This window comes from Tahibacter harae (assembly GCF_024437735.1).
GTDB classification, from domain to species: Bacteria; Pseudomonadota; Gammaproteobacteria; order Xanthomonadales; family Rhodanobacteraceae; genus Tahibacter; species Tahibacter harae.
The window spans coordinates 143,550-156,162 of the sequence record NZ_JANFQO010000004.1 but is presented as its reverse complement, the minus strand read 5'-3'; the positions used below and the strand labels follow the sequence as shown (position 1 = coordinate 156,162).

The window sequence follows — 12,613 nt, the reverse complement described above, 5'->3', positions numbered from 1 at the left end:
CGGCGATCGTCAGCTGGCTCACGGCTGTGCGCTGCCCGCTGGCGGACAACGCTCCGGCGCGCGATGCTGCAGCGGGCAATGCTGCGGCAACGCAGGCGACGCACGCAGGGGCTGTTGCTCAGTCGGCCGGATTCATCTCGGCATAGATCACGCACAAGCCGGCCTCTTCTGCCGTGCGCAGCAGTGCCGCCTGCGATTGGAGAAAGCCGAACAGGTATTGCAGGCTTTCGCCTTCGTCGTCTGCCGGCGGCCTGGGATCCGGGCCGCAGATCGCCGCCGCGAGCATGGCGCGCACCTGGTCTTCGGTGCAGTAATAGACCCAGCCCTCCTCGATGCGGCAGTCCGGCGCATACACGACTTCGCAGGCCAGCGGCTCGAAGCCTTCGCATTGCACCGTGGCGGCGGGCGTGTGCGCTTCGCGGGTCGCTTCGATCGCGAGCCGCGGATTCCTGCCGACCGCGTCGAGCAGGGCCTCGATGCGCGCCCGCTGCTGCGTCAGCTCCGCGCCGGCGAGCACGGCCTGGTCCTGCAGCAGATACAGTCCGTCCACATCGGCACCCGCGGCTGCGAGCAGCTGACGCAAGCGGTGCAGCAGCAGGCCGCGGCGCGATGCGGCGAATACGTGCGGCGCCTCCGGCGGCAGGGCGCCCAGCAGTTCCCGCGGCCGGGCGCCCTGCGCAACGTGCTCCGGCGTCAGCGCGGCGCCGAGCGGATACGAATACCAGGCCATGCCATCCCCCGAAAACGCCAGCATGCCACGAGCGTGCCGGGCGCCGCAGCCGCCGCGCGGCAGTTACCGCAACGGCGGCGGGGACAGCTTCAGGGCAGGAGTTCGAGCCGGTTCGCGCCGGCCGCGAGATCGCGGTTCAGCGTAAGCCACAGCTCGTTCGCACCGGCGCGCAGCGACGGGAAATAGTCGGTATCGCGCACCAGCGTCGCGCCGTTGAGCCGCACGGTGGCGGGATAGGCCGTGACGCCGCGCACCACGAGCAAGGGCTTGCGTAGCGTTCTGCCAGCGCCGACGCCGATGTTCGCGTCCAGCGCATTGCCCGCGGCGACGAAGGTCAGTGCCGCATACACCGGATCGTAACCGGCCGGCGCATAGGTCCGGCTGTCGGGGCGGTTGATGCCGGCCGGGCCGCTGGTCGCGATGCTGCCGACGGCGGCGCTCAGGCTCACCGACTGCAGCGCCTCGACCTGGCCCACCTGGGCACCGACCGGGTCGCCGCTGTGCGTGCCGAACACGATATGCGTGGAATAGCTCTGCCGCGGCCAGCCGGCCGCGGTGGCGTTCGGCAGCGGCCCGCCCCAGTAGGCGCTGCCATGGCGGTAGTAGGCCGTCTGGCCGAGGAAACCGAAATTCGTGCCCCAGGCCAGGCGCGTGTTGTTGGTCGGCGTGGCGACGCCGCCGAAGGAATAGTTGATCGACTGGTAGGGCCAGTTGTAGTCGCAGGGCATCAGCGAGGCCGGCGCGGTGCAGGCATTGCCGGCGGCGCTGGTGGTGTTCCAGCGTGCGGTGCCGAAATAGCCGCCGGCGTCCTGGTGGGCGAGGCTGTCGGTCTGCACCGTGCCCATGGTCGCGTCCACTGCGGTTGTCCACAGTTTCACATAGGGAATCGTGTTCGGCGTGTTCCAGCTCCAGCTGGACGAATACGTCGCCGGGCTGCTGGTGGTCTGGAACTTGTAGCCGTCGCCCCAGCCTATGCCGGCGATCACGCTGTGCGCGCCTTCGGTCGCGGCGCCGTCGAACAGCAGCTCGCCGTAGGGTGCGCGGGAATCGGCCTCGACCGCGTTGGCCGGCACGGCGCTGAGATCCCAGCTGATGGACCACAGCGGATGATCGCGGCCGGTGGCGAAGACCCAGTCCAGCGTCACCGGCACGTCGTAGCGCACATTCGGCGCGGCGGCATCGGTGCGTGCCCAGCGCGGATAGTTCTGGGTGAAGCGGAAGATGGCGTGGTGGCGGCCGGTCCACAGGCGCTGGAACTGGCCGCTGAAGCCGTGGCCCAGCGGCGAATCGTCGGTGCCAATGCCGTCGCTGCCTTCGCTGCGGTGGCTGACGACATAGCCGAAGCCGGCCGCGCCGCTGGAGGACGCCGCCACCACGCGCGTGCCGGCACCGGCCTGATAGCGGAACTCGCGCAGCTCGCCGCCGCGCGTGCCGCCGGGGCCGACCTGGCCGGTATTGTGGGCGAGTACGGCCGCGCGCGGCTGGCCGGCACTGTCGCGCCAGGTGAAGCGGTCGCTGGCCATGCCCTGCACGCTGACGCCGGGCTCCTGCACCAGGCCGTTGGCGGCCGGCGGCAGGCCGCTGTCCTCGAAGCCGTTGCGGAAGATCGGATCGGGTTGCGGCGTGGCGGCCTCGGCCAGGAGCAGGTCGTCGATATACAGCGCGGGCTGGGCCGCAGCGGAATCGCTCTGCAGGTCGATGCGGTCGAACGGGCCGCTATAGCCGACGCCGCCGGCGCCCAGCGGGATCACCACCTCGCGCCAGGCATTGGCCGCGATCGCGCCGCCGGCGATGTAGGCGTCGATCTCGGCCTGGGCGACGATGCTGTCGTCATGCTGCAGGAACAGGCGCAGCTGCTGGCCGCCGGCGGTGCCGCCGTGCACCCAGAAGCGCAGCTGCGGATAGGCGGCGGTGCCGAGGTCGCTGGCGCGCCAGAACGACAGGGCGTTGAAATTGTCCGGCGCCGCGCCGCCGGTGAAGCGTATGGACAGGCTGCCCGCATGAGCCTGGGCATTGCTGCCGAACAGCGCGCCGCCGCCGTAGGAGTAGTCCTGGAAGCCGTTCTGCAGGGCTTCGTCGTAAATCACCAGATTCGCGGCCGGCGCCGCGCCGGCGCCGGCCAGCAGCAGTACGGCCATAGTCCACTTGCACATAATCCTCTCCGCAGGCGCTGCGCGGGCGATCCCGGCGCCAGGACGCTTACGCGGCAAGGCGCGGGCAGGTGACAGCGGCAGGCCGCAAGCATACGCCGCTACGGCCGGGTCCAGGCCGCCCGCACCGCCCTCGGCCGGGGCCGGCGCGGGCACGCCGGGGCGCGACTTTCGTCGGAATCCGCCGCGCCGGCACGCCGCCGCTGAGCGCGCCCGCGGGCCGCGCCGGCCGCGGCCGGCAAATCAAACATCCGTTCGGCATACAGCCCGTCCCGCCAACCCGGTAGACTTCGGCTGATGCGCCGCTGCCTGGCGCCCGCTTTCATGCCAACGACAACAGCAATAGAACGCCGCTCCTCCCCAGGCCCAGGCGTTCGTGGAGGGACACCCATGAACATGCTGCAGGACATCCTCAACCAGGACCTCGATCCGACCGAAACCCAGGAATGGATCGACGCCCTCAACGCCGTGATCGGCGCCGACGGGGCGGAGCGCGCGCACTACCTGCTGGAGCGCATGGTCGACGCCACGCGCCGCGCCGGCGGCCACCTGCCGTTCCAGCCGACCACCGAATACGTCAACACCGTGCCCAGCCATGCCGAGCAGCGCAACCCGGGCAATGCAGCGCTGGAATGGCGCATCCGCTCGCTGATCCGCTGGAATGCGCTGGCCACGGTGGTGCGCGCCAACCGCAAGCCGGGCGAACTCGGCGGCCATATCGCCAGCTTCGCCTCCTCGGCCACGCTGTACGACGTCGGCTTCAATCACTTCTGGCGCGCCCCCAGCGAGAACCATCCGGGCGACCTGCTCTACGTGCAGGGCCACTCCAGCCCCGGCATCTACGCCCGCGCCTTCCTGGAAGGCCGCATCAGCGAAGCCCAGCTCGACCGCTACCGCATGGAAGTCGACGGCGGCGGCCTGTCCTCCTATCCGCATCCCTGGCTGATGCCGGATTTCTGGCAGACCCCGACGGTGTCCATGGGCCTGGGCCCGATCATGGCGATCTACCAGGCGCGCTTCTGGAAATACCTGGAACACCGCGACCTCACGCCCAAGTCCGACCGCAAGGTGTGGTGCTTCATGGGCGACGGCGAGACCGACGAGCCCGAATCGCTGGGCGCGATTTCCCTGGCCGGCCGTGAAAATCTGGACAATCTGATTTTTGTCATCAATTGCAATCTGCAGCGCCTCGATGGCCCGGTGCGCGGCAACGGCAAGATCATCCAGGAACTCGAAGGCGTGTTCCGCGGCGCCGGCTGGAACGTCATCAAGGTGGTGTGGGGCTCGTACTGGGATCCGCTGCTGGCGCGCGACACCAAGGGCCTGTTGCGCAAGCTGATGATGGAAACCGTCGACGGCGAATACCAGGCTTGCAAGGCCTTCGGCGGCGCGTATACGCGCGAGCACTTCTTCGGCAAGTATCCGGAGCTGCGCGAGATGGTCGCCAACCTCAGCGACGAGGACATCTGGCGCCTCAACCGCGGCGGCCATGACCCGCACAAGGTCTATGCGGCCTATGCCGAAGCCATGACCAACGCCAACGGCCGTCCCACCGTGATCCTGGCCAAGACGGTCAAGGGCTACGGCATGGGCGGCGCCGGCGAGTCCATGAACATCACCCACCAGCAGAAGAAGATGGACGACGAGGCGATCCGCGCCTTCCGCGACCGCTTCAACATCCCGGTGGCCGACGACAAGCTGGCCGAAGTGCCGTACTACCACCCGGGCAAGGATTCGCCGGAAGTGCAGTACATGCTGGAACGCCGCGCGGCGCTGGGCGGTTCGCTGCCGCAGCGGCGGCAGAAATCCGAATCGCTGCCGACGCCGGCGCTGGCCGCGCTGGAGCAGATCACCAAGGGCAGCGGCGAGCGCGAAATCTCCACCACCATGGCCTTCGTGCGCGGCCTCAACCTGCTGCTGCGCGACAAGGCCATAGGCCCGCGCATCGTGCCCATCGTCGCCGACGAGGCGCGCACCTTCGGCATGGAAGGCATGTTCCGCCAGATCGGCATCTACGCGCCGTTCGGCCAGAAGTACAAGCCGCAGGATTCCGACCAGCTGCTGTACTACCGCGAGGACCAAGCCGGCCAGGTGCTGCAGGAAGGCATCACCGAAGCCGGGGCCACCTGCAGCTGGATCGCCGCGGCGACCAGCTACAGCACCAACAACCTGCCCATGCTGCCGGTGTTCATCTTCTACTCGATGTTCGGTATGCAGCGCGTGGGCGACCTGTGCTGGGCCGCCGGCGACATGCGCGCACGCGGCTTCCTGATCGGCGGCACCGCCGGCCGTACCACGCTCAACGGCGAAGGCCTGCAGCACGAGGACGGCCACAGCCACCTGCTGGCCGGTTCCATCCCCAACTGCAAGGCCTACGATCCGACCTTCTCCTACGAAGTCGCCGTGATCCTGCAGGACGGTACCCGCCGCATGCTCACGGAACAGGAAGATGTGTACTACTACATCACCGTGATGAACGAGAACTACACCCATCCCGACCTGCCCGCCGGCGTCGAGGAAGGCATCATCAAGGGCATGTACCTGTTCAAGGATGGCGGCAAGCCGAAGAAGAACGCGCCGCACGTGCAACTGCTGGGCTCGGGCACCATCCTGCGCGAAGTCATTGCCGCGGCGGAGCTGCTGGAGAAGGAATTCGGCGTCAGCAGCGACATCTGGAGCTGCCCCAGCTTCACCGAGCTGCGCCGCGACGGCCACGACGCCGAGCGCTGGAACCGCCTGCATCCGGAAGACAAGCCGCGCAAGGCCTATGTCACCCAGTGCCTGGAAGGCCGCGCCGGCCCGGCCATCGTCGCCACCGACTACGTGCGCCAGCACGCCGATTCGATCCGTGCCTTCCTGCCCGACGGCATGCGCTACACCGTGCTGGGCACCGACGGCTTCGGCCGCAGCGACACCCGCGCCAACCTGCGCCGCTTCTTTGAAGTCGACCGCTACTACATCGCCCAGGCCGCGATTGCCGCGCTGGCCGCGGAAGGAAAGATGCACGCCAAGGACGTGGCGCGGGCGATCAAGGAGTGGAAGATCGATCCGGACAAGGCCAATCCGACCACGGTGTGATGTTCGCAGGCCCGCATTCCGGCTGGAATGCGGGCCCAGGTTTCTATCGTGCTCTACTACTTCATCGGCAACGGCTTCATGGGCCTGGGCGCCGGCGAATCGTCACAGCGGCGGAAGGATGTTCTCCAGCGGCTTGGAGCTGCCCTGATCCCTTGAGCCGCGCCGCCGTCCGCTACACCATGAGCGTCCCTTGAGCCGCCGCCTGGCCGCAGGCGGCGGCAGCGCGGAGGAATTCCCATGCTGCCGGCCCTGCTGCTGACCCTGGCCACCGCTACGGTGGCGGCGCCTGCCGACACCTCGCTGCCCATGCTGTTCGCGCGCGTACGCGTTTCCGCCGACGGTGCGATCATCGCCGCCGAATTCCGCAACCCGCCTGCGCCCGAACTCGAAACCGAGCTGCGCCGGCGCATGGAAGACTGGCGCTTCGAGCCGGTCGAGGGCGCCCACGACGAGCTGGTCACCGAGACCACGCTGAGCATTGCGCTGCATCTGGAGCGGCAGGGCGTGAGCCTGGTGCCGGTCGTCGATGCCGTGCACAGCGGCCTGGAGGCCGTGCGCACGGTCATGCCCGACTACACCGTCAACGCCGGCGAACGCGGCCAGGCCGGCGGCGTGCTGCTGCGCTGCCGGGTGCGCAACGATGGCAGCTGCGGCCAGGTTTCGGTGGAATCCGCCGGCGCGCCGGACAAGCTGGTGCGCGCGGCGCGGCGTGCGCTGGAGGACTGGCGCTTCCTGCCCGAGCTGGTCGCCGGCCGGCCGAGTACGGGCTGGATCCTGGTGCCATTCTGCTTCGCCGCGACGCCGCTGCAGCGCGAGCTGTGCTCGGAAGAAGAACGCGGCGGCGTGCAGACACTGGATTCGCCGCTGCAGCTGATCGAAGACAGCATCGAATAGTGCTGCCGCAGCGTGCGGTCGATGGGTGAGCGGGTTTGATGGTTCGGGACTTGTAAACGCGCCTTTCGCTCTGAATTCCGTATCCCTTCATCCCGAATCCCGAACACCGGGTGCGAAAGGCCCGCGTCGCGCGCCAGCCGCTACGTGCTGCGCGCCGTCGCCGTATGCCGCGCGCAGGCCGCATCCGTGCCGGTTTTCATACGCTATAGAATGGCGGCTGGTATCCGCTTTCGGGGGAGGCGGCGTGAACGCTCAGGCTTTGCGCATTGCCGTCATCGCTGTACTCGCCGCGGCGCCGCTGTGCATGGCCGGCGCCGCCAATCTGCTGCAATTCCAGCCCGTAGCCACCGGCCTGGACCGCCTCACCACGATCACCGCCACGCCGTTCTATCCAGACAAGGTCTGGGTGGCCGAGCAGTCCGGCCGGGTGCGGCTGGTGGAGAACGGTGTGCTGCGGGCCACACCGTTCCTCGATATCACCGACCGCACGCGCTCGGTCGGCTTCGAGCAGGGACTGACCGGGTTCGCGCTGGCGCCGGCGTTTCCGGCCAATCCCTATGTCTATCTGCACTACATCCGCAGCGACGATTCCTCGCGTATCGCGCGCTTCCGCCTGCTGCCGGGGCCGGTGCTGGCGGCGGATCCGGCGTCGGAAACGGAACTGCTGACCCTGAGTGAGCCCCACCCCACCCACAACTGCAACGAGGTGCGCTTCGGGCCGGACGGGTTTCTCTACATCGGCTGCGGCGACGGCGGGCCGCCGTTCACGCCGGTGCACGATCCGCAGTCGCTGGCGGAGTTGTACGGAAAGATACTTCGCATTGATGTGAACAATGTTCCGTCCGGCCAGCCCTACGGCATCCCGGCCGACAATCCGTTCCTGGCCACGATGGGCGCGCGGCCGGAGATCTGGGCGCTGGGGCTGCGCAATCCCTACCGTTTCAGTTTCGATGCGCTCACCGGTGATCTGTGGGTCAGCGATGTGGGCCAGTCGCTGTGGGAGGAGGTCAGCCTGGTGCCTGCGGCCACACCGGCCGGGGTGAATTTCGGCTGGAACCGCATGGAAGGCACGCATTGCTATCCGAATGCGGGCTGCGACAGCAGCGGGCTGTGGCTGCCGCTGATCGAGTATTCGCACAACGACGGCTGCGCCGTGATCGGCGGGCTGCGCCTGCGCAATACGGTGCTGAGCCAGCTCGAAGGCAGCTACGTCTACGCGGATTTCTGTTCCAACCGCGTATTCGCCGCCAGCAGCGCCGACGAACTGGTCTGGGACGTGGCCCAGGTCGGTGCGCTGCCGCGCAATCCCACCGCCTTCGGCCAGACCGCCCAGGGCGAACTCTGGGTCGGCAGCTATGGCGTCAACGATGCGGTGCTCTACCGCGCCGTGGTCGTGGATGCGATCTTCAGCGACGGTTTCCAGGCTTCGCCCGGCCAATTCTGACCGGGCGTACATTGCCCTGCGCGGGACTGGAGGCGATGATTCGCGGCCTGTGCGCAGGACCGACATAAACAAGTTTCCCAGGAAGTTTCATGAACATTGCCGCACCGCTGACCACCCGGGCTCGTCGTTGTGCAGTGGCCGCGCTGCTGCTGGCCGGCGCCGCCGCTGCTGCCGAGATCGGTCCCGTGAGTCTGGAGCTGGTTCGCGATTTCAATACCGCGCCGCTGAAAGAAGGCTCGTGGCTGCACACCTTCCACAGCCAGGGCGGCAAGGTCTATTTCACCGCGTCCACGCCGCTGAGCGGTGCGGAGATCTTCGTCAGCAACGGCACACCGGGTTCGGCTGAACTGTTCGGCGACATCGTGCCGGGGCCGGCGTCTTCCGGGGCGGTGGTGGTCGGGCAGGCGGGTGACTACCTCATCGTCGCCGGCCGTGAAAACCAGCGCGAACGCGTCTGGTCGCTGCACACCGGCACACGCGAGGTGCAGTTGCTGGTCGACTATCCCGAGACCTACGGCCTGGGACCTGTGGTCGAAGCGCGCGAGTCCACCCGCACGCACAGCTATTTCTCCATGCAGCACGATCACAGCCTGTGGACGACGGACGGCACCGTCGCGGGCACGCACAAACTCACGGTCTTGCCGGGCGCATCCAACTGGCAGGAGATGACCCGGTTCTGCGCCCTGCCCGATGGCAGGCTCGTGCTCGCAGCGAGCGGGAACTATGCGCTGCAGTCGCTGCTGCTGCTGGACGGCAGCGCCAATACGCCGCTGGAGCTGGTCAACAGCAGCAGCTACGGTGGCACCACCACCTTCGTCGCGCGCAGTACCAACTACTGCTATTTCCTGCAGCCATCGCCGGCGGGGCAGCCGGGCTGGCGGCTCTGGCGCAGCGACGGCTCGGTCGCCGGCACCGGTGTCGTGGTCCAGGGCGACGGTGTCCCCGCGGGCCTTGCGACCCTGGCCGATACGGCTTACCTGACCGATCGCAGCGCCGATCAGCAGCGCCTGTGGCGCGCCGGCGAGGCACAGCCGCTGGCGAGCTGGCCCGCGCCGTTCGCGGTCGACTCGCGCCTGCGTGCGATTGGCGGCAAGCTCGTCCTGATTGCGCCGACAGCGCAGGCCAGCGTGAACGATCGCACTTATCGCGTCGTGCTCAGCGACGGCACCGCGGCAGGGACGCGCAGCGTATTCCCGGTCCAGGCCGGACAGGTGCTGCGCTGGGAGCCGGAGCTGGTCAGCATCGGCGCGAACCTGGTCTTCTCCGCCGATTTCAAGAACTACCGGCTCGACACCGCCACCGGCACCATCGCCGGGTTCGGCGATACCAGCACGATTTCCGGTTTCCAGTTCCGCGAAGGCCTTCCAGCCGTGCTCGGCGACATCGCCGTGGGCGTTGGCTACGACGAATACGGCGCAGAGCTCTGGCGCAGCGACGGTACGGCCGCGGGCAGTTATCGCATTGCTGACATCCGCCAGTCCACCGCCCACGGTGTCGGCTATACCGGGATACAGCAGCCTGCGATCGGCAACGTGCTGTACTTCAGCCATGTAGCTGCCACGCCGGCGGCCGGCGGCGACGCATCGACGCTGTGGCGCACCGACGGCACCGCAGCCGGCACCTGGGGGCTTCCGCGCAGCGCGTACGATGGATTGCAGGCGCAGCAGATCCTGCGCGCCGGCGACGGCCTGCTGTTCCGCACCAGCGCCGATTCACCGCCGTACGGGGCGGTCTACCGCGTCGATGCCGCACTTAGTGCCGCCACGCCGCTGTGGAATGATTCCACGTATTCAGAAATGCTGGCGCTGGGCAGCAGCGGTGCGGTGTTCGGCTGCGACCTGGCTGGCGCTCCGGACAGCCTCTGCGCCTATCGTGACGGCGATCCGGCGGCAAGCCTGATCTGGCCGGGTTTCAACGGCTACTACCGGATGATCGGCAGCATCGGCAATGTGGTGCTGTTCTTCGGCGATACCGAAAATCGCGAGCCGGCGCGTGGGCTGTGGCGCAGCGACGGCACAGCGCCCGGCACCTTCCGCGTCGCCGGAGTCAGCGTATATCCGGGGGCGTATAGTCCGCCCGTACCTGAACTCGGCGGCCGCCTGGTATTCGGCGCGTGCGTGTCGGGCCAGCCGCAGGATTGCGGCCTGTACGCGAGCGACGGCACGACGGCGGGTACGGCGCGTATTGCACCGTACCCGCCGGCCGCCAGCGATGTGTTGCGCCTGGGGTCACGGCTGATCCTGGCCAACTCTGCCGAGGTGTACAGCAGCGACGGCACGGCGGCAGGCACCGCCGTGCTGTTCCCGGCGGCGTCCGGCGATGTCGTGCACGGGCTGGCCGCAGCCGGCGGCTACGCCCACTTCGTCGTAGTCGGCTGGACCTCCACGCGCTATTTCGTCACTGACGGCACGCCGGCGGGTACGCGCACCGTGGCACTGCCGCCGGGCCTGACGCCATACAGTCTGCTCGGTGCGCTGGATGAGGAGCGCGTGTTGTTTATCTGCATGTCCGCCGCGATCGGGCATGAGCCCTGCGTCATCACTGCCGACGGCAGCGACGTGCGGCTGCTGCGCGACTTGTTCCCCGGGCCGGGCAGTTCCTTGCCCGGTTACCTCGGACGTACAACGGATGCCGCCTACCTGGCCGCCGACGACGGTCGTCACGGCCGCGAGCTGTGGCGTGTGGCCAGGGTCGGCGACGCGCTGTTCGCTGCCGGCTTCGAGTGATCGCGTACGCGTTTCGCGGCGCCGGCGCATGGACCAAGGTCCTGTGAATCCTGGCACACGCCTGGATCACGCGCCGCGGCGATAATGCGCCCATGGGCACCGCCGCGCTGCGCCGTCTGACGATCACCGCCACGGAAGGCGCCGCATGAGGCAAGAGCGCCTGCTTCCGCTGATCATCGCCTGCGCGCTGTTCATCGAGAACATGGACTCCACCGCGATCGCCACCGCGCTGCCGGCGATAGCGGCCGACCTGGGCACTGCGCCGGTCGCGCTCAAGCTCGCGCTGACCACCTATCTGGTCGCGCTGGCCGTGTTCATCCCGGTCAGCGGCTGGATCGCCGACCGCTTCGGCGCGCGCACCACCTTTGTGCTGGCCATAGGCGTGTTCCTGCTGGGCTCCGTCGGCTGCGCCGCGAGCGTTTCGCTGCCTACGCTGGTGGCGGCGCGCTTCGTCCAGGGCATGGGCGGCGCGCTGATGGTGCCGGTGGGGCGGCTGGTGCTGCTGCGCACGGTGCCCAAGAGCGAGCTGGTCGTTGCGCTGAGCTGGCTGACCATACCGGCCCTGGTCGGGCCCATGCTGGGGCCGCCGCTGGGCGGGCTGATCGTGACCTGGTTCGACTGGCGCTGGATCTTCCTGATCAATATTCCGATGGGCCTGCTCGGCATCGCCCTGGGATTGCGCTATGTGCCCAATCTGCGCGAGCCGCCGGGGCCGCTGGACTGGAACGGCTTCCTGCTCTCCGGCGTGGGCCTGGCGCTGGCCCTGTTCGGCTTCTCCACCGTGGGCCGCCATCTGGTGCCGCTGTGGGTGGCGCTGGGCTGTCTGGCGCTGGGCCTGGCCGCACTGGCCGCCTATGTGCGCCACGCGCTGAGCCATCCGCGGCCGCTGCTGGATCTGCAACTCTTTCGCCTGCCCACGTTCCGCGCCGGCGTGCTCGGCGGCTCGCTGTTCCGCATCGGCGTGGGCGCGACGCCGTTCCTGCTGCCGCTGATGCTGCAGCTGGGCTTCGGCCTGAATCCGCTGCAGTCGGGGCTGATTACCTTCGCCTCCGCCGCGGGCGCCATGTTCATGAAGACGCTGGCGGCCAGCATCCTGCGCCGCTACGGTTTCCGCCGCGTGCTGCTGTTCAATGCGCTGATCGCCTCGGCCCTGCTGGCCGGCTACGGCCTGTTCCGCGCCGATACGCCGCACCTGTTCATCACCGGCGTGCTGCTGCTCGCCGGCTGCTTCCGCTCGCTGCAGTTCACCAGCCTCAATGCCATCAGCTATGCCGAGGTCGACCCCGCGCGCATGGGACAGGCCAGCAGCCTGGCGGGCATGATGCAGCAGCTGTCGCTGAGCCTGGGCGTGGCCATAGGCGGCTACGCGCTGCAGCTGGCGGCCATGGCCGGCGGTCATGCGGAAACCGCGCCGGCCAGCTTCACCATCGCCTTCGCCGTGGTCGGCCTGCTTTCGGCGACATCGGCCTGGGCGCTGTGGCGGCTGCCGGCCGACGCCGGCGCGGAAATGGCCGGCAAGGCGAAACCCGGCGGCGAGATCGCCGAGCCCAAGGTGGCGCAGCGGCCGGCTACTTGAATAAATCCAGGAGAT

7 protein-coding genes are annotated in these 12,613 nt (G+C 68.6%); 5 read left to right on the top strand and 2 right to left on the bottom strand.

Annotation, left to right across the window (positions count from 1 at the left end):
* Nucleotides 1-118 precede the first annotated feature (118 nt).
* Nucleotides 119-730: a hypothetical protein gene (locus NM961_RS05710; protein WP_255912647.1), complete on the bottom strand. Its 612-nt coding sequence runs from the start codon at nt 728-730 to the stop codon at nt 119-121.
* An 89-nt stretch (nt 731-819) separates the two neighbouring features.
* On the bottom strand, nt 820-2,883 hold the full coding sequence (locus tag NM961_RS05705) for a hypothetical protein (protein WP_255912638.1): 2,064 nt from the start codon (nt 2,881-2,883) through the stop codon (nt 820-822).
* Between the two features lie 387 nt (nt 2,884-3,270).
* On the opposite strand from NM961_RS05705, the gene aceE reads away from it, so the two are divergent.
* The 5 genes from aceE to NM961_RS05680 all read left to right on the top strand — a co-directional run bounded on the left by aceE (nt 3,271) and on the right by NM961_RS05680 (nt 12,598).
* Entirely contained in the window at nt 3,271-5,958 is a 2,688-nt protein-coding gene (gene aceE / locus NM961_RS05700; RefSeq protein WP_255912636.1) for a pyruvate dehydrogenase (acetyl-transferring), homodimeric type, read from the top strand.
* A gap of 237 nt (nt 5,959-6,195) precedes the next feature.
* Nucleotides 6,196-6,852, top strand: coding sequence for a TonB family protein (locus tag NM961_RS05695; protein WP_255912626.1), 657 nt, complete (start codon nt 6,196-6,198; stop codon nt 6,850-6,852).
* A 244-nt stretch (nt 6,853-7,096) separates the two neighbouring features.
* Complete coding sequence (locus tag NM961_RS05690; RefSeq protein ID WP_255912615.1) at nt 7,097-8,296, top strand: PQQ-dependent sugar dehydrogenase; 1,200 nt, start codon at nt 7,097-7,099, stop codon at nt 8,294-8,296.
* An 89-nt stretch (nt 8,297-8,385) separates the two neighbouring features.
* The gene (locus tag NM961_RS05685; RefSeq protein WP_255912605.1) at nt 8,386-11,022 is read left to right on the top strand and encodes a hypothetical protein; all 2,637 of its coding nucleotides are present in this window, start codon (nt 8,386-8,388) and stop codon (nt 11,020-11,022) included.
* Nucleotides 11,023-11,167: 145 nt separating this feature from the next.
* Complete coding sequence (locus NM961_RS05680) at nt 11,168-12,598, top strand: MFS transporter (RefSeq protein WP_255912596.1); 1,431 nt, start codon at nt 11,168-11,170, stop codon at nt 12,596-12,598.
* The last annotated feature ends 15 nt before the right edge of the window (nt 12,599-12,613 follow it).